Genomic DNA, 26,108 nt, shown 5'->3' on the forward strand with positions numbered 1-26,108 from the left:
CGGGCACAGGCGAAAGCCGGAAAATTGACACGCAAAGGAGACACCCTGTTTCCTGCCATCAGGGACGCGCGATGAGCTTTCCCTGGTTCAGATGGAACTGCTGGCCGCGCCATGTGACGGTGTCTCCCGCATAGCTCCAGACCCAGACGCAAAGTGCCAGAAGATCGCGAAGCGGAAGCAGCCAGAGATCGCGCAGGACAGCTCGGTCCCGAAGCACTCCCACTCCGACCGCCAGGGCCAGCAGGACACGAGCGGCCAGCACCATGCTGAGCAGCGCGATGCTAAAAAGATCTGCACCTGAAGCGAGGACATTGAGGAGCGCCCAGGGCAGCCCGAACGTAAACAGGACGCCGGCATATCCCCGCTTGCGCGAATCGCGCATTCCTCGCGCCCAGCGCAACTGGTGCTGCCAGAATTGACGGAAGCTGTAGGCAGGGACCGCGGTCTCGACGACCTCGTCGCACAGCTCCACCTGGAACATCTTTGCAGCAATCCGTGCGCCGACCTCATAATCGTCAGCCAGATACTCGACCAAGGGAAGCAGCCCACCAATGGCGTCGAGCGCTGCCCGGGAAAGGGCCAACGTAGAACCCAATCCAAAACGGACGCCACCTTCGAGTTTGCGTGCTGTCAGCACTCCCGCGGCGAAGTCCGTAGCAATGCCCAGAGATTCGATTTTGGACCAGACCGTTCGATGAGCGCGACCACGGTAAAGGGCCGTAACCAATCCCACCTTTGGGTCCTGAAAAGGGGCCATGACGCGAGACAGGTAATAGGGAGAAACCCGGATATCGCTGTCATTGATGACAATGTATGGATGCCGTGCCTGAGAGAGCATCTGGGCCAGATTGCTGACTTTTCCGTTTGGGCCCAGGATTTCCGGCGTAACCATCAGGCGAATCTGGGTCTGGGGAAATTCGACCCTGAGCCGTTCGACGGCCGCAACTGCGGGGTCTTCGAGGGAATTCACTCCAAAAAGAATTTCGTATTCGCCAGAGTACTGCTGACGGCAATGGCTTGCAAAGGCAGCATACATGTCGGGATCAAATCCCTTGAGAGGCTTCAGAATACTGACCGGCGGGTGGAAGGCATCGTCTTTCCGACGCTTTCTGTGCACAAATGAGCGGGCGCTCCACAGTGCTGCAAAATAAAATCCCATTCCGCACAAAGCAAGAAGGGTGGTGATGCTTTCAACCAAAACGGCGAGCATGAAAAGTCAGTGTACAAGCATCCGTCCGGTTGAAAAAGGAAACGGCCTCCGGAACGAGGAGGCCGCACAAGAAAAATCTCTTGAAACGATGGGCGTTACTTCATGTTGCCCTGGCTGTCCATAACGATACCGCCGGGGGTGTTGTTCTTTTTCTCTTCGTTGGCTTTACGGGTACCCATCGCCTTTTCACGCCATTGATCAGCCTGCGCAATATCTTCCTTGCGGGCCTGGTCGTTACCGCATTCCAGGTTGGCCTTCTGGCGATACATCAGGTTCATGTAGGCCATGGCGTCGTCATAGTTCGGCCGGATATCAAGCGCCTTTTGCAGATACTGCAGACCTTCGCTGACCAAAGGACCATTTTGCTCGGCGAGCTTCTGGCAGGCGGCCTTTGGCATCTTGGGGTTACCATCGCCCTGGTCCTGCAGGCCAACGGCGGAAAGGGCGGCGACCTGATTCTTGTGGGCCACGCCCCAGTCAATCACGCCAATGGTATAAGCGGCTTCAGCATCCTGCGGGTCCACAGCCAGTACCTTCTGCTGCCATTCCTTGGCCTTATCAAACTCGTCAATCTGGAAGTAAAGACTGGCGATTCCCTTCAGACTGCTGACGTCTTTCGGGTCTTTCGCCAGAACGTCCTGAAAGCCCTGAATGGCAAGGTTGGCGTTTTTCAGGTTCTCCGGAGTCTTCAGATCGGGAACAACCTGCTGGGCATAGGCAGTGGCCAGGTAGAGACGCGCCATGGGAAGAGTCGGATCCAGATTCACCGCGTTCTGGAAGTGGCTGATGGCCTCTTCATATTTGGCATTTTTATAAGCGGCGACGCCTTTGTTCAACTGGTCGCGAGCCTTGAGGCGGTTGCACCCGGTCATCATGGTCAGCAACGCCAGGAAAGCCGCCGCCGTGGCCGGAATATGTGCGAGTCGTTTCATTCTGTCTCTCATCTCCTTATGAATCGCCTGATTGCCTGCATGTGCGGACGGTGCATTTCCTGAACCAGCCCTGCGGCCGTCGCCCGGTGCCCCTTGATCGCCCTGAGGACATGGGCGGCTCCCGCTTCCGCAACGCAAAGAGGAACGCAAGGGACTCTCTCTGCGCTGTGATTGTAATTGCTTTCCACGGAATGGCAAACCCCTGGCGATGGAGGCAAGGCCATTACTGGCCAGCCGCAATCTTGGGTGTGACCAGACCGATGTGATCAATTCCCAGTCCACGGGCCATGTCCACGATCTCCGCCACCTCGGAATAGTTCAGGTCCGGATCGCCTTTGATAAAGATGACCTTTTCTGCGCGGATGGAGAAGATTGCGTTGAGACGGTTCTGCAGGTCAGCCTTGGGAACCGTATCCTGATTGATCATATACGTTGGCTGTCCACCGCCATGCGTAACAATCGAAACAACGATATTCAGATCATTTTCTTTCTGCTGGTTGGGGTTCTTCGGCGGCTGGGGCACTTGCGCCTCCAGACCATGCGGCGTGACCGGCACAATCACCATAAAGATGATCAGCAGTACCAGCAGAACGTCAATCAACGGGGTCACATTAATATCAGCATTCAGTCCACCCGGACCGGAGCCACTTCCCATTGCCATAAGTCAAATCCTCATTTCCACAGCAGCCGGAATCATTGGCCGCCAATCTGGTTTGTGCGCTGTTCGGTCAACAGACCCACCTGTTCCACACCCGAGGTACGCACGGCATCAATGGCATCCATGACTGTGCCGTAATGGGCGCGCGCATCTGCGCGGAAATATACCATTTTGTTTATTTTGTTTTGCAGCAGGTCATTGACCTTGGGGCCGAGGTCTGAGAGAGAGACCTGGTTCTGTCCCAGGAAGACCTTGCTGTCGCGGGTCACAGCCACCACGACTGCATCTTCATGGTCGGCATCAGGCATTGCAATGGCATTCTCTGACTTGACCAGGTCCACATTGACCTTATTTTGCAGCATGGGGGTGATGACCATGAAAATAATCAGGAGCACCAGCATCACGTCCACCATGGGGGTGACGTTGATGTTGGAGTTGACCTTCCTGCCTTCGTCTCTAACAACTATCGCCATTTTTATGCTCCGTTGATGTACTTCCCTTCAGGAAAAACCGCCAGAGGGCGAAGCGGAGGACCGCTCCGCCCACAGCGCAGGATTCCCGCCTTCCGGCAAAAGGCCAATCAGCGACGGCCGCTCTGCTTCAGGAAGTAATCAATCAGTTCGCTTGAGGAGTTGTCCATTTCGACGTCAAAGGCCTCCACCTTATTGGTGAAGTAGTTGAACGTCATCACGGCAGGAATGGCAACCAGCAGTCCGAAAGCAGTGGTGACCAGGGCCTCAGAGATACCGCCGGCCACAGCACCGATGCCCGAGGTCTTCTGGGTAGCAATCTGGCGGAAAGCGTTCAGAATACCGACGACCGTACCGAAGAGACCGATGAAGGGGGCGGTGGAACCGATGGTGGCCAGACCACCCAAACCGCGCTTCAGCTTGGCATGCACAATGGCTTCGGCCCGCTCCAGGGCACGCTTGGAGGATTCAATCTGCTCCTCGGTCACAGCGCCTCCGGTCCCGAAGCTGCGGAACTCCTGAAGTCCGGCCGTGACAACTTCAGCCAGGTGGGACTTCTTGTTGCGGTCAGCAATCTTGACGGCCTCGTCGAGCTTACCCTCCTTGAGCGCGCCAGCAACCCGAGGAGCAAACTCACGCGACTGCTTGCGGGCAGCACCGAAATACAGCCAGCGGTCGATCATGACGGCCAGCGACCAGATGGACATAATGAACAGGATGATGACGACGCCACGGGCCAGCCATCCCATGTTGCCCCAAAGTTCGAGGGGGCTGAAACCTACCGTCTGCTCCTGAAAAAATGCCAGAGAAGCCGGGTGAGCTACTGCATGTGTAAGTTGAGCGAGAATCACTGAAATCTTCCTCCTGCGGAGTTTTCTTCTTTGCTGCTGCCTGCGCGATCTTCCGCGCCAGGACAAACCTTCGGTTCGCCCCGTCTCCAGACTTTACACCCTGGGGCCGGGACCGGACAAAACTACGGACCCTCAGCCGCCCAGCGTGAAGACCACGTTGACCTGAGTTTCCACCTCTACCGGCTCGCCATTGAGCAGATAGGGTTTATAGCGCCAGGTCCTCACGGCATCGAGCGCCGCCTGCTGCAACATGGGTGGCCCGCTGACGACATGGAGATTTTCAATCGTACCTTGCTTGGAAATCGTAGCCTGTAAGACCACGGTCCCCTGAATACGGGCCGCTTTGGCGATAGCCGGATACTGTGGTTGCGTCCTTACGATCAGGTTCCCCTGCATAACGCCGGACGAGACGGCAATCTTCTTCGGCGGAGCGGCCTTCACGACCGGGGCCGGCCCATTGCCGATGCCGCCCAAAACACCGCCCAACACTCCACCAGAGGACCCACCCATGCCCTCCATTCCGGCCACACCGGCACTCGGCGGGGGCGCCTCCTCGTGCACCATCTTGATTTCCTTGGGGATCTTGGTGAATGTCATCTGGTTATTCACCAGCTCGGAAACCACCTTGTGGACCACAGGGGCCTGCGGCGGCGGAGGCGGCGGGGGTGGAGGCGGAGGCGGAGGCGCAACCAACAGGGTCGACATCATGGCCTTTGGCAGCGCTTCAGGATAGATCAGCGGGTAAAGAATCATTCCAGCAAGGATGGACCCGTTCAGCACAAACCCGATAATCGTAAAGTATTTGCTCTTGGTCTTGATCCTGCCGCCTGATTCCATCAAGGCATCTTCAAACATGGCCTTACCTCTTCCAAGCGAAACTCGTTACCACCTATAGACACCGCACAGGCATCTATTTGTTCCCAACAACAAATTTATTTTTCTGGAGCGGGTGGAACACTTCCGAAAAAGCTGAGTGAGACAACCTATATCACATCGCGGCCACATCTGGAAACGTTTCACCGCAGCAAAAAAGATTTTTTCTTACTGTCATTGCAAACCGGATTCACACCTCGGCCCTTCAGACCCGGGCCTTCTTCGCCGCTGGCAATACGGCCGCTTTTCCTCGCTGCTGCCTCCACTCCTGATATGCAACCAGCATAGGTGCCGCCACGGCGATCGAGGAATAGGTCCCGATGAGAATGCCGACGACCAGGGCAAAGGAAAATCCGTGAAGCACTTCTCCACCAAAGAGATAGAGAGAGAGCACGGTGAGGAAGGTCAAGCCGGAGGTCAGGACGGTCCGGCTCAGCGTTTGATTGATGCTGCGATTGACCAGGTCGGCCAGCGGTTCGCGACGGGACATGCGGAGGTTTTCCCGGATACGGTCAAAGACCACGATGGTGTCGTTCATCGAGTACCCGACCAGAGTGAGGATGGCAGCAATCACAGTAAGAGAGATCTCTTGATTCGTAAGACTGAAAGCGCCCACGGTGATCAATGTGTCATGGAAGACAGCAACGACGGCCGCGACACCATAAATCAATTCGAAGCGGAACCAGAGATACACCAGCATCCCTAGCAGCGAATACAGGATGGCCCACATGGCCTGATTGCGCAGTTGCGCGCCGACCTGGGGCCCGACAATTTCGACATTGCGGATGGCAAAGCCGGACAGGTACGCATCCTGCCTGAGTGCATCGAGCACTGCGGGAGTCACTTGGCCGGAAAGACTGTCTATGGAAGCAATCAGGCCGCTATGGCGGTCTCTGTCATTCAGGATCGCGGCCGCCTGCTGGGCATAATGCTGCTGGGAAGCCTCGCTCTGGCCCAGATGCTCAGGGTCCTTCTGTGCCAGCCAGCTGGCCAGCGTGCTTTGCCCGGCATTATCAAGGTCCAGCTTGCCCGCATTGGCCTGCCCGCCGCGGACATAGTTGCTCTCAAGCGCCTGCAGGATCGCTGCGCGACCCTGATCGAGGGCATTCTCACTCGTGCGGCTCAGGGCAAGCGATATGATCACTTCATTGTTCGCCACGGCCCCATAGCGCTGAATGCGGACGTCCTTGATTCCGGCCTTGTCCGTGGCCGAACGGATCCGGTCGAGGTCGGGCGCCTGGTCAAACTTGACGCGAACGACGGTGCCACCGCGAAAATCCACATCCAGGGGAAGATGGTGCCAGAAAAGCAGTGAGAGCACCCCCGCCACGCTGAAAATCAGCGAGAAGCCCAGAAAGTACCACTTCTTCCCGAGCCAATCAATCTTTACATCATGAAACAGTTCCACGGAATTTCCTCTGTTTGCCACGAAACGGCCAGCAAAACCACGGCCGGCATCGAAGCAGACCGCTTTTAGCTACTTAAATCGATATCGGCTCACCCGGACGCTTTTTGTTCAGGTGCGCATCAAAAATCACCCGCGAGACAAATACGGCGGTAAACAGGTTTGCCAGCAGACCAAAGGTCAGCGTCACAGCAAATCCCCGGACAGGGCCGGTGCCAAAAATAAACAGAATGGCTGCTGAAACGATCGTCGTCACGTGGGTGTCCACAATGGTCGTCCAGGCATGATCAAAGCCCTGCTCCACGGCGGCCGAGGGCGACTTGCCAGCACGCAGTTCTTCCCGGATACGCTCAAAAATGAGGACGTTGGAGTCCACACCCATACCAATGGTCAGGATGACACCAGCAATGCCAGGCAGAGTGAGCACCGAGTGGGTAAAGCCCATAAAACCGAGCAGGATGACTAGGTTCAGGAAGAGGGCCAGATCAGCATTAATGCCCGCACCACGGTAATACACCAGCATGAAAATCATGACTGCGAGCATCCCGACTACGGAAGCAAGTACACCCTGACGGATGGAATCGGCCCCGAGTGAAGGTCCTACAGTGCTTTCCTGCAGATAATGAATCGAAGCAGGCAGAGCACCGGTGCGCAGCAGCATGGCGAGGTCCTTGGCATACTGCTCCGTAATCCCGCCGCCGGAGATGGTGCCCTGGTCGCGGATGGTGTCACGGATGGTGGCCACCTCACGGATCTTATTATCAAGAACGATACAAAGCGGTTTGCCCTTGTTTTCCGTCGTGAAATCAGCAAAGTGGTTTCCGGCGGCAGCCGTCAGATAAAAGACCACCTCTGGCTCATTTGTATTGGGATTGCGGCCAGGCTGGGCATCGCGAATATCGGTCCCGGCCACCTCGGGTACACGCTTGATTTCGTACACAGACTCATTGCTGTTGGGGCCGGCCGCGCCGGGGATGGCACGCATCAGCTCTGCGTCATAAGGAACAGAGCCGCCCAGGGCCTGCAGGGCCGTCTGCTCATCGGGCCACGGACCACCCTCAACCAGATGGAGCTCCAGGCGTGCGGTGGACTGGATTACGTCCTTGACCCGCGCAGGATCATCCACACCGGGGAGCTCGACCAGAATCTGGTAGGCGCCCAGGTTGTATTCCTGAATGACAGGCTCGCTGACCCCGAGTGAGTCCACGCGGGTGCGGATGACTTCGATGGCCTGCTCCAGGGCGCGTTTTTTCAGGTCAGCAACGACAGTGGGCTTCATGGTAAGGGTGAAGGTGTTGTTTTCACCAGAAGCGATATCGTACTGGGTGCCGTAACGCTGGTTCAGGACCGACCGGAGGTCACCGGTGCGGTCGGCCGGTACTCCGGAGATCTGGATCGTCTCCGGATGGGCGGCAGGATCGGGCTTGGTAATGGAGCCTACGGAGATGCCATTCTGCTGAAGGTCGGTCTGCAGGCGCGCCTCATCATTGTCTGTCTGGGAGGCGACGGCCTCGTCGACCATGACCTGTAAAATCAGGTGCGTACCGCCCCGCAGATCGAGGCCCAGGTGAATGCGGTCCAGAATGGCCTGCTTCAGGGCAGTGCCGCTCAGTCCTTTGGGGATGCCGAAAATTCCGAAAAGAAAGACCAGCAGGACCGCAAAGATCAGAATCGTCTTTTGAGTCAGATTTTTACGCATGGGTTTTTACTTCGCAGGCTCGTCTGTGGTGACCGATGCAATGGCACTCTTTACGACTTCCATCTTAATGTTGTCCGGCGGCACGCGAAGCTGAATGGCGTCGTCCTTAATCGACAGGATGGTGCCGCGGATACCGCCTGATGTGGTGACCCGGTCGCCTGGCTTCAGGTTATGGAGCATCTGCTGCCACTGCTTCTGGCGCGCCTGCTGGGGGCGAATCAGCAGCAGATAGAACACTGCAATAATCACCACAAAGGGCAGAAATGTAACCAGACCCGGCGGTAGAGCGGCGGCCAGCAAAAGATTCGGTGTCAAGCTGCAATCCTTTTCATGACAAAGAACAACGTCTTTGCACAATGAGAAATCATGATTGTATCCAGGGAAGAGGAAATTTGGCAGCACTGGACTGCAAGCCGCTTCCTCCAGGAACACAAACGGTTCCCTGCTTCCGGGCACTACAGAGGAGGAATGCAGGGAGACCCTGGTTTTATAGCTTTTCAGCAGAAACGGTCTCATGTCAAGAAGCGATGGTCTCAGGCCACCGCGGCGGGTTTGACCACATGCAGCGCTGCCGCTATACTCAAAAGGTAATCCTGCGGGAGTAGCTCAGTGGTAGAGCATCGCCTTGCCAAGGCGAGGGTCGCGGGTTCAAATCCCGTCTCCCGCTCCAGTCAGCCGAAGAAAAAACTCCGCGCGGACTGGCTTTCAAGCCGCCTTCTGAAGTAAGATTTCCTGTCCAAGGCGCGGTACCCAAGTGGTAAGGGAGAGGTCTGCAAAACCTTTATGCGTCGGTTCGATTCCGACCCGCGCCTCCAAATCTCCTTTCGGCCCTCCTCATCCGGTCCTCCGTCTCAAGCCCTGCTGCGGGTTCCAGGTATTTTTTTCCTCTGGCCAGGACCTTCCGATTGCGGCCCTCACAAGCCCATTGCAGGAATCCCATAGGCAGCACCTATCCATTGCATGGGAAATATGTATTGGAACTATCTTCTTCCGCGGTGCTACATTCAACTGTCCGGAGAAACAAGAGGGTCTCTCTTTGCGTGGGATGCGCCAGGATGCTGACAGTATCCGGTTCCATGAGAGACATGGTGGTTCTCCGCGAAAGCCAGTTTGAACCTACGCAGCAAGGGAGCAGGAAATATGTCTACAGAAGCAAAATGCCCTTTTCATACGGGCCGGGCGGTGTCCAACCGCGACTGGTGGCCGAACCAACTGGACCTGAGCATTCTGCACCAGCATTCCTCTTTGTCCAACCCGATGGGTGAAGAGTTCAACTACGCGGAAGAGTTCAAGAGCCTGGACTATGAGGCGCTGAAGCAGGACCTGCGGGCGCTGATGACCGATTCGCAGGAGTGGTGGCCTGCGGACTTTGGCCATTACGGTCCTCTATTTATCCGCATGGCGTGGCACAGCGCCGGGACTTACCGCATCTATGACGGACGCGGAGGAGGCGGACGGGGACAACAGCGCTTTGCACCGCTGAATAGCTGGCCGGACAATGTAAGTCTGGACAAGGCGCGGCGCCTGCTATGGCCCATCAAGCAGAAGTATGGAAGGAAGATCTCCTGGGCCGACCTTATGATTCTGGCTGGAAATGTGGCGCTTGAGTCGATGGGGTTTAAGACCTTTGGCTTTGCTGGCGGACGCGAGGACACCTGGGAGCCGGACATGGACGTGAACTGGGGATATGAAAACACCTGGCTGGGCAATGACAAACGCTTCTCAGAAGAACGCGAGCTGACCAATCCCTTCGGGGCGACCCACATGGGGCTGATCTATGTAAATCCGGAGGGTCCGGACCGCAATCCTGATCCAGTCGCTGCGGCACACCATATCCGCGAGACATTCCGGCGGATGGCGATGAATGACGAGGAGACGGTGGCCTTGATTGCAGGGGGCCACACCTTTGGCAAGACCCACGGTGCTTGTCCGATCTCCCACGTGGGAGCCGAACCGGAAGGAGCGGACATCGCAGAACAGGGGCTGGGATGGAAAAACAGCTATGAGACCGGCAAAGGCCCTCACACCTTTACCAGTGGAATTGAAATTACCTGGACAACCACTCCCACACAATGGAGCAATGATTTTTTTAAACACCTGTTTGAATACGACTGGGAACTGACCCAGAGTCCGGCGGGTGCGCACCAGTGGAAGCCGAAGGGAGACGCCGGGAAGGGCACGGTGCCGGATGCGCACGACCCGGAAAAACGTCAGCATCCGGGAATGCTGACGACGGACCTCTCCCTGCGATTTGATCCGGTGTATGAAAAGATCTCGCGGCGTTTTTATGAGCATCCGGAGGAGTTTGCCGATGCCTTTGCGCGCGCCTGGTTCAAGCTGACCCACCGCGACATGGGACCGCGTGCACGTTATCTGGGGCCAGAGGTGCCGGAGGAAGAGCTGATCTGGCAGGACCCGATTCCGGAAGTAGACCACGAACTGGTGGATGAGAACGATGTCGCGGAACTTAAAAAGAAGATCCTTGCATCAGGTCTTACTGTCTCTCAACTGGTCTCCACGGCCTGGGCCGCAGCCTCGACCTTCCGCGGATCAGACAAACGCGGGGGAGCCAATGGAGGCCGGATCCGGCTGGCTCCGCAAAAGGACTGGGAGGTGAACCAACCAGAGCAGTTACAGAAGGTGCTCCAGACATTGGAAGGCCTTCAGCAGGAGTTTAACCGTGCGCAGCAAAATGGTAAGAGAATTTCGCTGGCCGATCTGATTGTGCTGGCCGGATGCGCTGGTGTGGAACAGGCTGCAAAGAATGCAGGCTTCCAGGTAACTGTTCCTTTCCGACCGGGACGTATGGACGCCTCACAGGAACAAACCGACGTGGAGTCCTTTTCCGTGCTGGAACCCTTTGCAGACGGCTTCCGCAATTATTTGAAATACAAGAACGGCGTGCCTGCTGAAGTACTGCTGGTGGACAAGGCGCAACTGCTGAAACTGACCGCACCGGAGATGACGGTGCTTGTGGGTGGAATGCGGGCGCTGAACGCCAACTTCAAACAGTCAAAGCACGGTGTCTTTACCCACAGGCCAGAAACGCTGACGAACGACTTTTTTGTAAACCTGCTCGACATGGGCACAGAGTGGAAGCCAGTCCCGGATTCTCAGGACCTGTTTGAGGGCCGTGACCGCAAGACAGGCGAGCTGAAGTGGACGGCCACTCGGGTAGACCTGATCTTTGGCGCGCACTCGCAACTGCGGGCCCTGGCCGAAGTGTATGGCAGCGCGGACGCGCAGGAGAAATTCGTCCATGACTTTGTGAGAGTATGGAACAAAGTCATGGAACTGGACCGCTTCGATCTGTCGCGGGCCTGAGGATTTCTGCAAGCATGACATAAGCTCCTCAACTGAAGCTGCAGCAGCGAGTTGAGGAGCTTTTTTGTATGTATACAAAAGCAGGAAGTACAGGAGCGGATTGCACGCTTCTGGGAGTGACAAGCAGGCCTGGGCTACACTGAAGGGTGCGGCGACTGCTTGCCATTTCGATGCTGCTGCTATTCGGGTTGCCCCTGCTGGCCCCGGTGCTTGCCTCTGACATCGGTGAGGCGGGCCTTCCGGCATGTTGCCGGAGGAGCGGGAAGCATCACTGCGCCATGGCCGGAACCATGATGCGGCAGCAAGGTCATGCCATCAGCATGATTGCTGAGAAATGCCCCTATACTCCGGCAGTCGCTCGGCTCCTTCCCTGGACTCCCCTTGCGCCATCCATAGAGGCGGCGATCTTTGCCGGAGTCATCCGTCATCCGGCGGTCCATGCTCAGGCAGAGGCGCTGTATCGCGTCTCCTTTGACCGGACGCGGCAGAAGCGCGGCCCTCCCGTGTAATTCCACTTTTGTGTTCTGTTACGGAGACCTGTCGCCTGGCGGGCGCTGGTACCACGCAGTTTTTTCCCTTGCGTGATTCGGGCTTGCTCAGGATGACAGACCCATGCGGGCTTCCGGAACAGCACACTGCCCCTCTCGTTCCCATTTCACTTCTTTTGCCAATAGAGGAGGCTTCTGCCGAGATGCGCAGAGTTGTCATGCTGTTTTTCCTTGCGTGCATGGGTATCAGCCAGCACGCGCGCGCCACTGTTTTTGGACAGGTGGAAGGCATTGTGCACGATCCGCAGCACCGACCCATTGCCGGGACACAGGTCGTGTTGCGGTCCGTGACTTCCGACTTTTCTCTTCATACGCAATCCGACCAGGACGGGGCGTTCCGCTTTGCGGCCGTACCTGTAGGGAAATACGTGGTCCGTGTTGAGCAGCCGGGATTCCGTCCGGAGGAGCAGAACATCACGGTGGTCTCGAATGCGTCGCCTATTCTGCACTTTGAACTGGGCGTGGCCGGGACACAGGAAACCACGGTGGTGACAGCTGTGGCAGAGGGTCCCAATGTGGACACGGCCACGACGACCACTCTGGTGACACGGCGGGAGATCACACGCGCGCCTGGAGCGGACCGGACCAATGGTTTTGAGATGATTACAAATTACGTTCCCGGGGCCTATGAGACCCACGACATGCTGCACATCCGCGGCGGGCACCAGGTGAGCTGGCTGATTGACGGTGTCCAGATCCCCAACACGAATATCGGCAGCAATGTGGGAGCGCAGATAGATCCAAAGGACATTGACTACCTTGAGGTACAACGCGGCAGCTATTCCGCCGATGTGGGCGACCGCACGTATGGTGTGTTCAACGTCGTGCCGCGCACCGGATTTGAGGGCAACAATCAGGGCGAGCTCATTTTAAGCGCCGGAAATTTCTACCAGACGAACGATCAGGTGAACTTCGGTAGCCATTCCGAGAAGTCTGCCTATTACCTGAGCCTGAACGGAAACCGCAGCAACCTGGGGCTGCAGCCGCCCATCAGCAAGGTCTACCACGATGCGGTGAATGGATACGGCGGCTTTGGCTCATGGATTTACAACCGCACTCCGCAAGACCAGTTCCGACTGGTGACGCAACTGCGCACGGATTACTTTCAGGTACCGTATGATCCTGATCCGGACAGCTGGGAAAACCAGGAATACAACTCCAGTGGGTTGCGTGATGGTCAGCATGAAACGGATGGACTGGTCGCCTTCACCTGGGCGCATACCTTTCATGATCAGTCACTGTTACAAATTTCGCCTTTTTATCACTACAATAGCGCAGACTATGAACCAAAACCATATGATTTCCCGGTGGCCACGACCAGCCGGCGGGCTTCCCACTATGCCGGTCTGCAGGGCTCGATGGAAGCGGAGATTGCGCGTAATACTCTGCAGGCCGGGATCTACACCTTCGGGCAGCATGATGGGTACACGTTTGGCAGCATCTTCAACGACCTGAGCTATCCGGATTTTTCCGTCAACGACGCGGCTTCCGGTGGCTTGATTGAAGAATATCTTTCGGACAACTACAAGGTCACGTCCTGGCTGACGCTGATTGCCGGCCTGCGCCAGTCCTGGTTTCACGGTGGGTTTACGGAGAAGGCGACGAGTCCCCGCATCGGGGCCGCAGTGAAGGTGCCGAAGCTGGGCTGGGTCTTTCGTGGATTTTATGGGCACTACTACCAGCCTCCACCGCTGCTGACGGCTTCAGGACCAGTGCTTCAGTACGCGAACGCGACCAACACCTCCTTTCTGCCGCTGCATGGCGAGCGAGACGAGGAACACCAGTTTGGCGTGCAGATCCCATTCCGGGGATGGATGCTGGATGCGGACACCTTCCGTACCAGGGCCAGGAATTTTCTTGACCACAGCACACTGGGCGAATCGAGCCTGTACTATCCAGTGACGATTGACGGCGCTTTGGTCAGGGGGTGGGAACTGACGCTGCTCTCACCGCGTCTCTGGCGCTATGGGCAGGCGCACCTGGCGTACTCTAACCAGATTGCCGAACAGCGCGGCGCGTTGACGGGAGGGCTGGTCTGCAATCCTGAAACTTCAGAAGACTGTGAAGGCGAATGGACATACACGCCGCTCGATCACGACCAGCGCAACACGCTCAACGTTGGCTTTGACGCCTCGCTGCCATGGCGCATCTTTGCTTCGACGAATGTCTACTACGGTTCGGGATTTGTGAATGGCAGCCCGAACAAGGAGTATCCGGGAGCGTATCTTCCGCAGCACACGACGTTTGATCTGTCAGTGGGAAAGACCTTTGCTGAAAAGCTGACGGTGTCCGTTACTTCGCTCAATGTGGCCAACCGCAGGGTGCTGCTGGACAACAGCCTTACGTTCGGGGGGTTCCACTATAACGACCCGCGGGAGATTTATGGGGAGGTGAGATACCGCTTTCGATATTGAAGAAAGGTGCGACGGGCAGACCATGGTCCTGACCATGCCTGCCCGGCATCCATTCACACCTATTTAGTGAGCCTCCATCTGATTGAGCGCTGAAAGCACCTCTTCACTATGGTGCGAGGGGTCTACTTTCGTCCAGACTTTGACGATCTTTCCCTGAGGATCAATCAAAAATGTATTGCGATTGGCGATTTTGAAACCGGCATAGTTGCCAAGCGATCCATACTCGGCCACGACTTTTTTGTCCGCGTCGCTCAGCAGCGTGAAGTTGAGGCCGTCCTTGGCGCAGAACTGTTTGTGACTGTCCACCGAATCCACGCTGACGCCCAGAATGACGGCGTTGGCCTTCAGAAACTTTTCCTGGTCGCGCTGGAAGTTATGGGCTTCAATGGTGCAGCCCGAGGTCATGTCTTTGGGGTAGAAATAAAGGACCACCCATTTTCCACGGAAGCTGTCGAGGCTGACGGGCCTGCCTTCCTGCGAGGGCAGAGTGAAATCAGGCGCCTGCTGGCCGACCTGGGGCATGGGTTGATTGTCGTCCGCAAAACTACGAGCAGCCACAAAAAGCACTCCGACGACAATGACGGCTGCAACTACAAGCAGAGAAATCCTGGACACGGCGAAAGTCCTCCTGTATGGGTGAGCCTATTATCCGCGTTCGAGAGCAATCATCGCAATCCGGGCGGCATTGGCGCGCAAGATCATTGTGTCTTTATCAAAAATGAGTGTGCGTCCCGCTTCGATGGCGAGACAGGTTGCACCGGCACGCTCCATGGTTTCGATGGTTTTTATCCCAATGACGGGAACATCGAAGCGCATGTCCTGTTTGGGTTTGGCGACCTTGACCACGGTGAGGCTGCGGTCGAAGGTCGAGGCCTGCCCTTCGGCAGCCAGGGTCCTCATCAAGGCCCCCGCACGCTCGATGGCAGCATCGGTGCCTTCCATGGCTTCGACCGCGACACAGGCTTGACTGGCCACAATTACGGTCTGGCCAATGTCGAATCCTGACACGGCCTGCGCCACTGCCCGTCCATAAGCAATGTCTTTCTGTTCATTCTCTGAAGGGGCACGTTCCGTCATGACTCCAGGCGTGGCGAGAAGCGGTTCGAGGTAGGAGGTGGAAGAGATCAGCTCGATGCCCTCATCACTGAGCACCTTGGCGACGGCACCCAGAAGCATGTCTGTGTTCTTCGTGCGCAGAGAAAGCAACAGCTTTGCCAGACGCCAGTCGGGACGGATGCTGGAAAAGATCTGCTTGTGCTTTACTTGTCCGGCCATGACCGCGCGGGTCACCCCCTCCTGATGGAAAGTCTCGATGAGCCGGGATAATTCTCCCAGAGAGAACCAGTAGATGCGCACTCCGGGGTCTGCCGCGGCGCGGACCTCCATCTCCGGTTCTGTTTCTTCTTTGATTGCAGCAACCACAACTTCCAGACCGTGCGCGCGGGCCGCCTCCAGGAGCAGAAACGGGAAGCGGCCATTGCCGGCGATGAGTCCCAGCTTGTTTTTCCCTTTTTCCAACACTTCCAATTGATTTCTCCCAATTCCAAAATCAAGCCGGCAATTTTGGATGCAGTTTGTGGAAACCGGTAGCATCCTGGTATGCCTTGGCAAAGGCGCAGAGTTTCGCGTCCTGATAGTGAGGGCCAAGGAAGGTGATACTGACCGGGGTACCCGGCCCACCGATGGAATCGTCCTCGCCCGTATCCTGGCTGGGCGGCGCTAGGGCGTCGTTGCCGCGGATCCCGTTGGGCACAATCACGGCGGGGTGACCAGTAAGATTGGTCACGACCAACTGCTCACTGTTGGTAGAGGCGACGATGATATCCACCTGAGCAAAGAGCTTGGCCATTTCACGAATGGCCAGGGTCCGTGCCCGATTGGCCTGAATATACTCGACGGCGGGATAAAAGCGGGCGACGCGAAAGATATTGGGCCAGTCCTCAGGGCCCTGCTCGGTCAGCAGTTTGTCCCGCCCGCTCATGGTAAGGTCGTCAAAGGCGGCCGCGGCCTCGGCTTCCAGCAGTGGCGTCATCGCGCCGAAAGGCAGATCGGGCAGGTCGAGTGGAACAAGACTTACGCCCATGGCATGGAGCTTTTCGAGGGCCGCCAGATCATATTTGCGGTCATAAGCGCGGCGCGCGCGGGCCGCATCGCGCTCTCTTCGCTTCTTCTTTTCTTCCTCTGTGAAAGGCCCGGAGGACGGCTCCGGTCCTTCTGTGGCCTTCTCCGGTTCAAATTCCTTTTTCAGATATCCAACGCGTAGAGACCTCCAGTCAAAGCCGGCATCCCAGTTAAAAGCGGCCTCGCGTGCGGCCAGGTCCTGACCATCGGGGCCGTAAATGGCTTCCATGACCATGGCGCAATCTTCGACGGCCCGGCAGATGGGGCCGAGCTTGTCCATGGTCCAGCTCAGGGCCATGGCCCCGGTGCGCGGAACAAACCCGAAGGTTGGCCGAAGGCCAGTCGTTCCACACCGTGTGGATGGCGAGGAAATCGAGCCCAGCGTTTCTGAACCAATGGAAAAGGCAACGCATCCGGCAGCGGTTGCTGAAGCTGAGCCCGCAGAAGACCCACTGGACCCCTGTTTCGGGTTCCACGGATTGCGCGTGCGGCCACCGAACCACTTGTCTCCCATGGCAAGGGCGCCGAGAGTGGTCTTGGCAATCAACACTGCGCCGGCCGCGTCCAGGCGCCTGACGACCGTAGCATCTTCATCAAATGCCTGTTTCTCAAATCCGCCTGCCCCCCAGGTTGTGGGATAGCCTTTGACGGCAAGCAGGTCTTTCGCGCCCCAGGGAAGCCCATGCAAAGGACCGCGATATTTTCCCGCCGCGATGTCTGCATCGGCTTCGCGGGCCTGGGCAAGAGCGCGGTCTTCTGTGATCGTCACCACAAAATGCAGCAGCGGATTGTAGCGCCGCAGCCGCGCAATATACATCTCGGTAAGATCAAGCGAGGAGACCTTTCGGCGGCGCACAAGATCACCCAACTCAACAACAGAGGCGAAGGCAAGGTCTTCCAGATTGGACGGGACCGTGATGATGGCCGGAGGACGACTGTAGCGCGGCGGCTGTTTTTCTGTGTTGATTTTTGCGCCCGGCGGCAGCGGATCGAAGATGTAAGCCGGAGGCACACTGTTGGGAAGGTGCAGCTTCCGGATGGCTTCATATGAGCTGCGCTGATCCTTCAGCCCCTGGAGCATCATCTGTTTCTGTTCCGGAGTCAGGCTGATTCCAGCAAGTGCCGCGGCCTGGTCGATCATTGCCGGCGTGATGGGCGGCAGTTTTTCTGTTTCCGCTGTGTCCTGCGCCTGCGCTGCCAGAGTGTAGAGCGCGCCGGGAAAGAGGGTGGAACCCAGACCAAGCTGTCCTGACAATGCCAGAAATGCACGGCGATCGAGTTGCATACGTAAACCAGCCTTTGGAAGAGTGAAAACGGCAGTATAAGCGAAAGAGCGGCTTGAAGGTCACACGAGGTGGACCGGCCCGGACCTGGTTATTTTTTCTTTGCCAGACGCCGGGACCGGCGCAAGGCCTCCCAGTCCTGCTCGGTCTGGTCGGCGTAAGCTTCAGCAAATTTCAGAATGGCTTCAGCAAAACGCTTACCGTTGCCCAGATATCCGGCAATCAGACATGGGTCCCCGGAGCGCGAGTGGCCCCGTGCCAGCAGTTCGCCACACATTTCAGCATATTCAAGCAGGCCCTGCCCCTTGAGGTCTTCAATTTCAATGCTGGCCTTATGATCATTCAGTTGCCGCACCAGGAAATGGCGGTGGCCAATCGTGGTCCAGCCAAGAAACGGGTCGGACTGGAACTGCATGGCGCGCTGTCCTTCGGCCACGCGCTGTCCCTGATGGTGGGGACCGTGATATTCAAGATATTCGGCATAGGCTGAGACCGGCTCTTCCTTTATCTGAAGAAAGAGCGGATCGCCCGAACCGTTGCCTTCCATAAAAACGAGATAGTCACGCAGTCCCACAGAACCGGTGCCAACAACCTTAAAGCCAACATCTACAGGACGATATTGGGCGAAAAAATGGCGGCGCTCCGGCAGCAGCGTTTGTCTGTACTCGTGCAGGGAGGCGAGCACCGCGCGGGCCTGTGCTGAAGACAGCCGCGTCAGCAAGGGCGGATCCTGACGAAAAATGCGTTTGCCGTCCTCTCCGGCCCTTCCCTTTGCGGGCACTGTGAGTTGTTCGAGGGTGTGTATCGGTGTTGCGCGCTCTGCCTTCAACAGCGCCGAAGAAACTGGAGTAATCCGCTGCAAGCGGTGGACCTGGAAGCGCACCATTTCCAGAACCGGCATACGCGCAAACATGTCTATATATTTGCGGTATTGAGAGACAAAGCGGTCCACGGCCTCTTCGCACACGGCACGCTTGTCGCCCACTTCGCGTCCGGCAAGAACAAGGCTGGTGGCCAGGCGCTTCAGGTCCCACTCAAAGGGCCCGCGGATGGTCTCGTCAAAGTCGTTGATGTCAAATACGAGGCGGCCATCAGGCGCGGCATAGGCGCCCAGGTTGCGGACGTGCGCATCGCCGCAGATCTGATTGAGAATGCTGGTGTGCGGCAGCAGAGAAAGGTCAGCCGCCATGACCGGTACGGCGCCGCGAAAGAAGCCAAACGGCGAGGCGGTCATCCGCTCATATTTCAAGGCAATCAGAGAGGGGACCCGCCCGCGCATGGAGGCTTCCATCAAGGCCAGCGGATTGTGACGCCGGGCCTCGGGCCGCCAATGAGCATGGTCCTGCCGCCGTACCTGCCTGCGATGCTGACGGCCACGCTCCCGCCGCTGTTGTGGATCGTGGAAGACCATAGCAAAGATGGTAAATGTATTGCGGGAAATATAGTGAATTGAACCTGATTTGTCAGCAGGGCTTGCTGGGTCTAGCAAATTTGTGAATCTGACGCTTGACAAAGAAAAATAGGTAACAGAATGTCTGGCAAGGAGGCATGGAAAACATGCTGGACAACAATCATGGACCCTCTGAAGATACCCAACCTAAGGCGGCCCATACCGGCGCGAATTTCTGCAGGATGCAGTTTTTACCGCCGACTTAGCAGCCATTTTCGGTAATGTGCAGGCTTCAGCACAAACGAATGACAATCGGACAAGCGGCCTCAAAAAGGCTGTTCGATACAAAGTGGAACGTTGGGGCCTTACACCGAAGACCGACGGACGGGAACTGGATGCTGTTCTGCAGGCGTCTGATGAAGAAGGTTACACCGAACCGATCCACATCTATGCGCGATGGATCGATGCGGGTGACACATACACGGTCTTCCATCATCTCCCCGCTACTGCTTTCTCGCATGGAGTTTCAGCCATAATTTCCGGAACCAAAGGTCCGGTAGAAGGCGATTATCGGCGAGACATGATGTCTACCGTCATCATCTCCGATCAGGGAGAAATTCAAAGGTCTGGCCCGAGTGAAGTAAAAGTCTGGATTAGAAATCCTTACGAAGGAATGTCTTTACAGGACACGATTGATCAGTTTGTTAAGGACAAAGCTGCTGGACGGTGGACCCATTGAGAAAAGAGCCAGGCTGAGGAGGCAGAAATGTACGACGTTGCCACGTGTTTCGCCGTGTGTTTGCTGGGATGCGCTGAGTTTATTGAATTTCCGCCCTTATATGCGACCTGTGTCACCGGTTGTACCGCAGCTTGCAGCGCAGAAGCCCCAAACCAAAGTTAGGCCATCATGTCAGGCGCGGCCCTTGCACCGCGCCTGCTGTCATTACAGTGCTGCAGGCTTTTCCCACTCTGCAAAAACAAACTGGCTGAGATCTTTTCTCTGGCGGGGGGAAAGCTCGTTCTTCTTCAGCTGTTCCGGCAAACTCTCCGGATCGCCCAGATAGCCCAGCGCTGTCACGGCACCCATGTCGTAATCTTCCGGAATATGGAATGCTTTGCGTGCCTTGTCGTGGTCGAATCCGGCCATCGAGTGAGTATGCAGGCCAAGAGAGGTGGCAGCCAGAGAGAGCAAAGCAGTGGCCGCTCCGGTGTCGTGCAGTGCGTGATAATTTGGAGTCCCATTATGCGCGAACTTCTTGCTGGCTACTGAGAGAACCAGCACGGGCGCGCTTTTGGCCCACTGCTGATTGAATTCGACCAGGGAGTCAAAAATTTTCTGGTACGTTGCGTCTCCGCGGCGGCCCACAAAAAACCGCCAGGGCTGCTCGTTGTAGGAAGATGCGGCCCATCGCGCCGCATCAAAGATCTTTCTTAAATCTTCTGTGGAGACACTCTTGTCAGCAAATGCGCGTGGGCTCCAGCGTGCATAGATGACATTGGCAACTCCCTCGGCTGCTGGAGCTTGCTTGAGCTTTTCCACTTCTTCCTGTGCGTGAGGCATGCATTTTCTCCTTTGTCCAAAACATTTCCGAACATTTTGATTCCTGCATTTGCCCCAAAGTAGCGGGGCTTGGTGAAAATCTGGCCATCTATAACTATGATGATTGCGTCGTTCGGGAGTTGTGCTTTGAAGAAAATCATTATATTCACTGCGATCCTCGCCGCGTGTCTGCTTCCCCTTTGGGCCCAGCAAACGCAAAAGCTTCCAGCCAAATGGGAGGAGCTGACCGGACCCGACTTTATCCGGGCCATCGAACAATCGCAGGGCGTTTGTTTGCTTCCTTTCGGCATCATTGAAAAACATGGGCCGCACCTTCCGCTGGGCACCGACCTGATCAACGTGCGTTATGCAACCGAGCAGGCCGCCCAGCAGGAATATGCCATCATTTTTCCTCCCTACTATTTCGGGCAGATTGCGGAAGCAAAACAGCAGCCGGGGACGCTTTCCTACAGCATGAAAATACAACTTGACCTGCTGCAGGAAACGACCGATGAAATGGCCCGCAATGGCTGCAAAAAGATCGTCATCGTGAACGGACACGGAGGCAATGAGAGCCTGCTCCCCTATTTTGCTCAGTCACAGCTGCAAATCCCGCATGACTACGTGGTCTATGTCTACTGGTGGCATCCGGACTACCCTGGCCGTCCGGCCGAGCACTCCAAAGTCGACATGCATGCTGGCGAGTCCGAAACAGCGCACACGATGATTTCCCGGCCCGACCTGGTGCACCAGGACCGCGCAGCACAAGAATCCGGTGCAGACCAGGCCCGCTTGCACCTGCCCGAGGGTGTGTACACCGGAATCTGGTGGTACGCCCGCTTTTCGAACCACTATGCCGGAGACGGCAGCGCGGCAACAGAGGAACTGGGCCAGGCCGATATGAAGGCCTGGGCCAATGGCATTGCCGCTGTTCTCCGTGCGGTGAAGGCGGACCAGACTGCGCCCGCATTGCAGAGGGAGTATTACGAGCAGGCCCAGCATCCGCTGGATACCCAGCAGTAGCTTTGGCGCTGCCGGCTGCGGATTGTGTGCAATTCTGAATCCGCAACGTGTATGGTATCCACATGAGCCTGAACCACCCGCGTCAGTTTTTGGGCCGCTTTGCGCTGGCATCGGCGGCCTGTTGCCTGTGTGCCTTTCTCTGCATTCCTCTCTCCGCGCAGACAGACAAGGAAAAACCTGCGCCAGACAAGGCTTCGGCCGAAAAGTCAGCAGAGAAGCCTTCTCTTCCCCCGCTTCCTCCCGATGCCCACGTCGAACAGACGATGCAGCTCAATGGCAAGACGCTGCGTTATACGGTCACAGTAGGCACGATTCCGGTATATGACAAGGAGGGGAAGGAAGCCGGGCAGGTCGTTTACACCGCCTATACCGTTCCAGGAGCCAACCGCCCGGTGACCTTTGCGTTCAATGGGGGTCCGGGAGCTTCTTCGGTTTACCTGAACTTCGGGGCGATTGGTCCGAAACATCTCTCGGCTGGAAACGAGGGAGACAGCCCGTCAGATCCGCCCACGCTGACGGACAATCCCGGAACATGGCTGGACTTCACAGACCTTGTCTTCATTGATCCAATTGGTACCGGGTTCAGCCGCTCGCTGGTACCGGAAGCTGAAACAAAGAAGCTCTTTTACAGCACAGTTCCGGACATTGAGTATCTTTCGCGCGTGGTCTACGAGTGGCTGCTGAAAAACGGGCGCATGGAGTCGAAAAAGTATCTGGTGGGTGAGAGCTACGGCGGATTCCGGGGCCCAAGGATCACGCACTACCTGCAATCGCAGCTAGGCGTGGCCATGAATGGGGTGGTGCTGGTGTCACCTTATTTGAATCCCACCATCGAAGACAACGGGGACGTCTCCCCTTTGCCCTGGCTGATGACGCTGCCCTCGATTACCGCTGCCCACCTGGAGCGGGAACATAAGTTGACGCCTGAGGCCATGCAGGAGGTCATTTCATACACGCTGGGCGAATATGCGACCGACATTCTGAAGGGCCGCTCGGACCCGGAAGCAACCGCGCGCATGGTGAAAAAGGTGACGGAAATGACCGGACTTGATCCGGAGTTTGTAAAACGATCAGGCGGGCGGCTGGAAACGCAGGCCTACTTGCGCGAGGTCTTTCGCGAACAGGGCAAGATTGGCTCCATTTATGACTCCAACGTTACGGCCTTTGACCCTTTTCCCTTCGCACCTGAGCAGCGGTCCAATGATCCTCTGCTGGAAACACTGATTGCTCCGACGACAACGGCCATGGTCAACTTTGTGACCCAGACGGTAGGCTGGAAGGTGGATGCGCGCTACAACGCCCTGTCCTATGAGGTAAACCGCCTGTGGGACCGTGACGAGGCGCTGCGCAGAGGGTCCGTAGATGATCTGCGCCAGGCCGTGGCCGCGGACCCGAAGATGCGGGTCATCATCGCGCATGGATGGAACGACTTGTCCTGCCCGTTTATGGGCTCCATTCTGACCGTGAATGAGATGCCGCAGATGGGCAGCGACCCGACAAGGGTGCAGGTAAAAGAATACCCGGGAGGGCACATGTTCTATACCCGTGAATCCAGCCGGCTGGAGCTGCGGAAGGACGTGATGGAGATGGTGAACAAGCACTGAGAAACAGGGTCCCGCGCAATGCGTGCGGCTTGGGCGGGACGCATGTATGATGTTGCTCCATGAGCCTTTCTGTCCAAAACATCGCGAACATCCCGGTCCGGCGCAATGACGGGAAAGAGACTACATTGGCAGAGTTTCAGGGCAAAGTGGTCCTGATTGTCAATGTAGCATCGAAATGCGGCCTCACTCCCCAGTATGCTGGGCTTCAGGAGCTTTACCGGCGCTATCGGGAGCGTGGATTTGTTATTGCTGCATTCCCCTCGAACGATTTTGCCGGACAGGAACCGGGCACAAACGAAGAGATCCGGCAGTTCTGCTCGCTCCACTACCAGGTGGATTTCCCTCTTTATGAGAAGATCCCGGTCGTGGGAGAACACAGGCATCCGCTCTACACGGCCTTGATTCAGGCCCAGCCCAAGGCGCGGAGCACAGCCGTCGTCCCTTTCGCAGAAAACCTGATGAAGTATGGCATCCAACCCAACCCGGAGCCGGAAATTTTATGGAACTTTGAAAAATTTCTTTTGTCGCGGGAAGGCGAGGTGGTTGCCAGGTTTTCACCGGACACGGCGCCAGACAATCCTGTGCTTCTGGCAGCCATCGAGAAAGAACTTGGCAAGTAGGCCGGGGGTTGAGCGCCACGCTTCAATCGTAGCGCTCGAAAATAATCTGCTTTTTGTGCCAGCCCAGACCCGTAAGCTTGTCCCGGTTGGCTGAGACCATTTCGTTCAAACCACAAATATAGGCGTGAATGTCAAAGCCTGCCGGCTCCGCCGTACTGACGACTGGGCCGGAATGGACCGTGCCGGCCCGGTCCATCACAATCCGGGCAACATGCTCCTGCACATATCCGCGCAGGCCTTGCCAGTCGTCTTTGGGGCGGCTGAGGGTGCAGAAATAATGGAAGTTGCTGCGCTCAGCGGCGATCTTCTCGAAATACTTCTGATAATAGAGCTCGGTGGGATAACGGGTGCCGTAGACGAGCCAGACGGGACGTCCCTGGCTGCGGTCTTCACCATCCTCGGGGAAAAGCCACTGGACAAATCCCCGCATCGGAGCAATCCCTGTTCCGGTAGCAATCAGGATAGAGTCTGTGAGCGGCTGGCGCAGCGTAAAGAGCCCATGCGGACCATGGAACTGGACGGTCTGGCCGGGCTCAAGATCGCAAAGCAGGTTCGAGAAGAAGCCACCTTCCACGCGGTTTACACAAAGATCAAATGCATTGGCACGGGGAGCAGAGGCGATCGAGTAGGCGCGGGTCTGCATTTTGCCATTTTTATCTTCCGCCACGCAGGAAACAAACTGGCCGGGCGTAAAATCAAACCGTTCCAGCTCCTCCACCTGAAATTCCAGGTGATAGCACTGCGCCGGATCAGAGAGCAGCAGCTTTTGATTGAGGCGCGCTGTATAGAGTTGTCTTGCCAAAGTCCGTTCTCACTTCCCAGGGATTTTGTGCACCCTGCATTCCGATAAAAGTTCATTCTAAAGGAGCGGGCCTTCCCTTAATTCTCATGCCGTGGACTCATCTGGCAAGCGGATTATTCCGGGCCCCCCTTCCTTTGCGGAAGCTGTGGCGCGGATAACCAGTGGACTGCCGCACAGTCAGCCGGGTCGGCACAGGCCAGGCCTTTTTCCCGTGCACGTGGGACGGTTCAACGTGCGAGCGCAAGGCTGAGAAGGCGGCGCGGGCCAGATCGTTGCGCGACATACGCACGGTCGTCAGCGGCGGATAGACGAACTCGGCAAGGTGGATGTCGTCAAAGCCAATGATGGAAATATCGTCTGGAACACGCAGCCCGGCCCGGGCAATGACTCGCAGGGCACCAATGGCGGTCATATCATTGGAACACATCACGGCCGTGGGCAGGTCTTTCTGATGCAGAAGACGTTCCATGGCCTTCATCCCACCCTCAAGCGTATGGTCCCCTTCAAGCATCCAGGCCGCAGGAGGATGGACGCCGATTTCCTCTGCCGCGCTGAGAAATGCTGCGCGCCGCAACTGGCAGGAACGCTGCTGCATAGGGCCGCTGATGAAGCCCAGCTTGCGGTGCCCGAGGGCAGCAAGATGCTGTACGCCTTCACGGATGCCGTGATGATAGTCCACCACCAGGGTACTGACGTTTTCACTGGCCGGGGCGTTGTCCACAAACACCATGGGGATGTTGCGCGAGACCAGCTCGTCGAGCAGCGGCTCTTCAATACCGAAGGTCATCACGGCAACCCCTTCCACATTGCGCTCGATCATACGCCGGATGCAGATTTCCATACGCTGGGGGTCGTAGTTGGTCGAACCAATGAGGATTTCATAGTTGTGCTCGATTGCGACATCCTCAAAGCCCTGAATCAACTCAGGGAAGAATGGGTTGGTGATTTCCGAGATCAGCAAGCCGAAAAGGCGGCTGCGTCCGGAAACCAGGGCGCGCGCCTGCGTGTTGGGAAAATAATTCAGCTCCTCGATGGCCTTCCAGACACGGCGGGCCAGTTCCTTGTCCACGGTAGGGACTTTGTTGATGGTGCGTGATACAGTCGCAATAGAGACCCGCGCATGTTTGGCCACGTCGCGAATGTCGAGCCGTTTCTTATCTGAGGACTTCTGGCGTAAGCGTTTCTTCATGATGGGACAAGGGCTTTTTTCCTTGACGTGGCAAGTGTAAATTGCGTAAGGTCAAAACGCTAGTAAACGTTTGCTCAGAAAATGGTTTTAGCTGGAAAAAATAAAAAGAAGACGATTCATAAATCGCTTTAGTAAGATGGCAGTGCCTAAAC

General features: G+C 56.8%; 23 protein-coding genes and 2 tRNA genes. 9 read left to right on the forward strand and 16 right to left on the reverse strand.

Annotation, left to right across the window (positions count from 1 at the left end; translation table 11 throughout):
- Positions 1 to 58: 58 nt before the first annotated feature.
- The 9 genes from hpnI to yajC all read right to left on the reverse strand — a co-directional run bounded on the left by hpnI (position 59) and on the right by yajC (position 8,413).
- Positions 59 to 1,210, reverse strand: a complete 1,152-nt coding sequence (gene hpnI / locus N655_RS0105225) for a bacteriohopanetetrol glucosamine biosynthesis glycosyltransferase HpnI (protein ID WP_026442134.1) — start codon at positions 1,208 to 1,210, stop codon at positions 59 to 61.
- 95 nt (positions 1,211 to 1,305) lie between these two features.
- Positions 1,306 to 2,142, reverse strand: coding sequence for a tetratricopeptide repeat protein (locus N655_RS0105230; RefSeq protein ID WP_044934029.1), 837 nt, complete (start codon positions 2,140 to 2,142; stop codon positions 1,306 to 1,308).
- 223 nt (positions 2,143 to 2,365) lie between these two features.
- Positions 2,366 to 2,803 carry an ExbD/TolR family protein gene (locus tag N655_RS0105235; RefSeq protein WP_026442136.1) on the reverse strand — a complete coding sequence of 146 codons (438 nt, stop codon included), beginning with the start codon at positions 2,801 to 2,803 and terminating at the stop codon, positions 2,366 to 2,368.
- Positions 2,804 to 2,835: 32 nt separating this feature from the next.
- Positions 2,836 to 3,273, reverse strand: a complete 438-nt coding sequence (locus N655_RS0105240; protein WP_026442137.1) for an ExbD/TolR family protein — start codon at positions 3,271 to 3,273, stop codon at positions 2,836 to 2,838.
- A gap of 107 nt (positions 3,274 to 3,380) precedes the next feature.
- Positions 3,381 to 4,121 carry a MotA/TolQ/ExbB proton channel family protein gene (locus N655_RS0105245; RefSeq protein WP_026442138.1) on the reverse strand — a complete coding sequence of 247 codons (741 nt, stop codon included), beginning with the start codon at positions 4,119 to 4,121 and terminating at the stop codon, positions 3,381 to 3,383.
- Positions 4,122 to 4,253: 132 nt separating this feature from the next.
- Positions 4,254 to 4,976 (reverse strand): energy transducer TonB, encoded by a 723-nt coding sequence (locus N655_RS0105250; protein WP_026442139.1) that lies wholly within the window; start codon positions 4,974 to 4,976, stop codon positions 4,254 to 4,256.
- A gap of 223 nt (positions 4,977 to 5,199) precedes the next feature.
- Entirely contained in the window at positions 5,200 to 6,402 is a 1,203-nt protein-coding gene (secF, locus tag N655_RS0105255; RefSeq protein ID WP_026442140.1) for a protein translocase subunit SecF, read from the reverse strand.
- A gap of 73 nt (positions 6,403 to 6,475) precedes the next feature.
- On the reverse strand, positions 6,476 to 8,098 hold the full coding sequence (gene secD / locus N655_RS0105260) for a protein translocase subunit SecD (RefSeq protein WP_026442141.1): 1,623 nt from the start codon (positions 8,096 to 8,098) through the stop codon (positions 6,476 to 6,478).
- 6 nt (positions 8,099 to 8,104) lie between these two features.
- Entirely contained in the window at positions 8,105 to 8,413 is a 309-nt protein-coding gene (gene yajC / locus N655_RS20860) for a preprotein translocase subunit YajC (protein WP_044935263.1), read from the reverse strand.
- Between the two features lie 280 nt (positions 8,414 to 8,693).
- On the opposite strand from yajC, the gene N655_RS0105270 reads away from it, so the two are divergent.
- From N655_RS0105270 to N655_RS0105290, 5 genes are all read left to right on the forward strand, one after another.
- Positions 8,694 to 8,768 (forward strand) — tRNA-Gly (locus N655_RS0105270).
- A gap of 70 nt (positions 8,769 to 8,838) precedes the next feature.
- Positions 8,839 to 8,913: transfer RNA gene (locus N655_RS0105275), tRNA-Cys, on the forward strand.
- 325 nt (positions 8,914 to 9,238) lie between these two features.
- Positions 9,239 to 11,422, forward strand: coding sequence for a catalase/peroxidase HPI (gene katG, locus N655_RS0105280; protein WP_026442143.1), 2,184 nt, complete (start codon positions 9,239 to 9,241; stop codon positions 11,420 to 11,422).
- A 146-nt stretch (positions 11,423 to 11,568) separates the two neighbouring features.
- On the forward strand, positions 11,569 to 11,931 hold the full coding sequence (locus N655_RS0105285; protein ID WP_026442144.1) for a DUF2946 family protein: 363 nt from the start codon (positions 11,569 to 11,571) through the stop codon (positions 11,929 to 11,931).
- A 182-nt stretch (positions 11,932 to 12,113) separates the two neighbouring features.
- Positions 12,114 to 14,384: a TonB-dependent receptor gene (locus N655_RS0105290; protein ID WP_044935266.1), complete on the forward strand. Its 2,271-nt coding sequence runs from the start codon at positions 12,114 to 12,116 to the stop codon at positions 14,382 to 14,384.
- Between the two features lie 63 nt (positions 14,385 to 14,447).
- Here the strand turns inward: N655_RS0105290 and N655_RS0105295 are convergent, their stop codons facing one another.
- The 4 genes from N655_RS0105295 to N655_RS0105310 all read right to left on the reverse strand — a co-directional run bounded on the left by N655_RS0105295 (position 14,448) and on the right by N655_RS0105310 (position 19,277).
- A complete protein-coding gene (locus tag N655_RS0105295) occupies positions 14,448 to 14,999 on the reverse strand; it encodes a peroxiredoxin (protein ID WP_026442146.1) in 552 nt (183 codons plus the stop codon).
- Between the two features lie 30 nt (positions 15,000 to 15,029).
- Positions 15,030 to 15,902, reverse strand: a complete 873-nt coding sequence (locus N655_RS0105300) for an LpxI family protein (protein WP_026442147.1) — start codon at positions 15,900 to 15,902, stop codon at positions 15,030 to 15,032.
- Between the two features lie 31 nt (positions 15,903 to 15,933).
- Entirely contained in the window at positions 15,934 to 17,790 is a 1,857-nt protein-coding gene (locus N655_RS0105305; RefSeq protein ID WP_026442148.1) for an amidase, read from the reverse strand.
- An 89-nt stretch (positions 17,791 to 17,879) separates the two neighbouring features.
- The gene (locus N655_RS0105310; RefSeq protein ID WP_238324506.1) at positions 17,880 to 19,277 is read right to left on the reverse strand and encodes a DUF2252 domain-containing protein; all 1,398 of its coding nucleotides are present in this window, start codon (positions 19,275 to 19,277) and stop codon (positions 17,880 to 17,882) included.
- Positions 19,278 to 19,527: 250 nt separating this feature from the next.
- On the opposite strand from N655_RS0105310, the gene N655_RS0105315 reads away from it, so the two are divergent.
- Positions 19,528 to 19,917: a hypothetical protein gene (locus N655_RS0105315; RefSeq protein ID WP_155987518.1), complete on the forward strand. Its 390-nt coding sequence runs from the start codon at positions 19,528 to 19,530 to the stop codon at positions 19,915 to 19,917.
- A gap of 204 nt (positions 19,918 to 20,121) precedes the next feature.
- Here the strand turns inward: N655_RS0105315 and N655_RS0105320 are convergent, their stop codons facing one another.
- Positions 20,122 to 20,739, reverse strand: a complete 618-nt coding sequence (locus tag N655_RS0105320; RefSeq protein ID WP_026442151.1) for a nitroreductase family protein — start codon at positions 20,737 to 20,739, stop codon at positions 20,122 to 20,124.
- 126 nt (positions 20,740 to 20,865) lie between these two features.
- Here N655_RS0105320 and N655_RS0105325 point away from each other — a divergent pair, with 126 nt between their 5' ends.
- The 3 genes from N655_RS0105325 to N655_RS0105335 all read left to right on the forward strand — a co-directional run bounded on the left by N655_RS0105325 (position 20,866) and on the right by N655_RS0105335 (position 23,965).
- Complete coding sequence (locus tag N655_RS0105325) at positions 20,866 to 21,741, forward strand: creatininase family protein (protein ID WP_238324508.1); 876 nt, start codon at positions 20,866 to 20,868, stop codon at positions 21,739 to 21,741.
- A 62-nt stretch (positions 21,742 to 21,803) separates the two neighbouring features.
- Positions 21,804 to 23,345, forward strand: a complete 1,542-nt coding sequence (locus tag N655_RS0105330; RefSeq protein ID WP_081823585.1) for a S10 family peptidase — start codon at positions 21,804 to 21,806, stop codon at positions 23,343 to 23,345.
- A gap of 59 nt (positions 23,346 to 23,404) precedes the next feature.
- Entirely contained in the window at positions 23,405 to 23,965 is a 561-nt protein-coding gene (locus N655_RS0105335; protein ID WP_026442154.1) for a glutathione peroxidase, read from the forward strand.
- A gap of 22 nt (positions 23,966 to 23,987) precedes the next feature.
- Here the strand turns inward: N655_RS0105335 and N655_RS0105340 are convergent, their stop codons facing one another.
- Both N655_RS0105340 and N655_RS0105345 read right to left on the reverse strand, forming a co-directional pair.
- Positions 23,988 to 24,767 (reverse strand): ferredoxin--NADP reductase, encoded by a 780-nt coding sequence (locus N655_RS0105340; RefSeq protein WP_026442155.1) that lies wholly within the window; start codon positions 24,765 to 24,767, stop codon positions 23,988 to 23,990.
- A 97-nt stretch (positions 24,768 to 24,864) separates the two neighbouring features.
- A complete protein-coding gene (locus tag N655_RS0105345; RefSeq protein ID WP_044934034.1) occupies positions 24,865 to 25,956 on the reverse strand; it encodes a LacI family DNA-binding transcriptional regulator in 1,092 nt (363 codons plus the stop codon).
- Between the last annotated feature and the right edge of the window lie 152 nt (positions 25,957 to 26,108).

The sequence above is a fragment of the Pseudacidobacterium ailaaui genome (genome assembly GCF_000688455.1).
Taxonomy (GTDB): domain Bacteria; phylum Acidobacteriota; class Terriglobia; order Terriglobales; family Acidobacteriaceae; genus Pseudacidobacterium; species Pseudacidobacterium ailaaui.

What these genes read in the sequence shown, in the direction of transcription:
- N655_RS0105335 (WP_026442154.1), top strand. Translation starts at nt 23,405, where the DNA reads ATGAGCCTTTCTGTCCAAAACATCGCGAACATCCCGGTCCGGCGCAAT.
- N655_RS0105320 (WP_026442151.1), bottom strand. Translation starts at nt 20,739, where the DNA reads ATGCCTCACGCACAGGAAGAAGTGGAAAAGCTCAAGCAAGCTCCAGCA.
- katG (WP_026442143.1), top strand. Translation starts at nt 9,239, where the DNA reads ATGTCTACAGAAGCAAAATGCCCTTTTCATACGGGCCGGGCGGTGTCC.
- N655_RS0105240 (WP_026442137.1), bottom strand. Translation starts at nt 3,273, where the DNA reads ATGGCGATAGTTGTTAGAGACGAAGGCAGGAAGGTCAACTCCAACATC.
- N655_RS0105230 (WP_044934029.1), bottom strand. Translation starts at nt 2,142, where the DNA reads ATGAAACGACTCGCACATATTCCGGCCACGGCGGCGGCTTTCCTGGCG.
- N655_RS0105330 (WP_081823585.1), top strand. Translation starts at nt 21,804, where the DNA reads ATGAGCCTGAACCACCCGCGTCAGTTTTTGGGCCGCTTTGCGCTGGCA.
- N655_RS0105290 (WP_044935266.1), top strand. Translation starts at nt 12,114, where the DNA reads ATGCGCAGAGTTGTCATGCTGTTTTTCCTTGCGTGCATGGGTATCAGC.
- N655_RS0105250 (WP_026442139.1), bottom strand. Translation starts at nt 4,976, where the DNA reads ATGTTTGAAGATGCCTTGATGGAATCAGGCGGCAGGATCAAGACCAAG.
- secD (WP_026442141.1), bottom strand. Translation starts at nt 8,098, where the DNA reads ATGCGTAAAAATCTGACTCAAAAGACGATTCTGATCTTTGCGGTCCTG.
- N655_RS0105345 (WP_044934034.1), bottom strand. Translation starts at nt 25,956, where the DNA reads ATGAAGAAACGCTTACGCCAGAAGTCCTCAGATAAGAAACGGCTCGAC.
- N655_RS0105235 (WP_026442136.1), bottom strand. Translation starts at nt 2,803, where the DNA reads ATGGCAATGGGAAGTGGCTCCGGTCCGGGTGGACTGAATGCTGATATT.
- N655_RS0105305 (WP_026442148.1), bottom strand. Translation starts at nt 17,790, where the DNA reads ATGCAACTCGATCGCCGTGCATTTCTGGCATTGTCAGGACAGCTTGGT.
- hpnI (WP_026442134.1), bottom strand. Translation starts at nt 1,210, where the DNA reads ATGCTCGCCGTTTTGGTTGAAAGCATCACCACCCTTCTTGCTTTGTGC.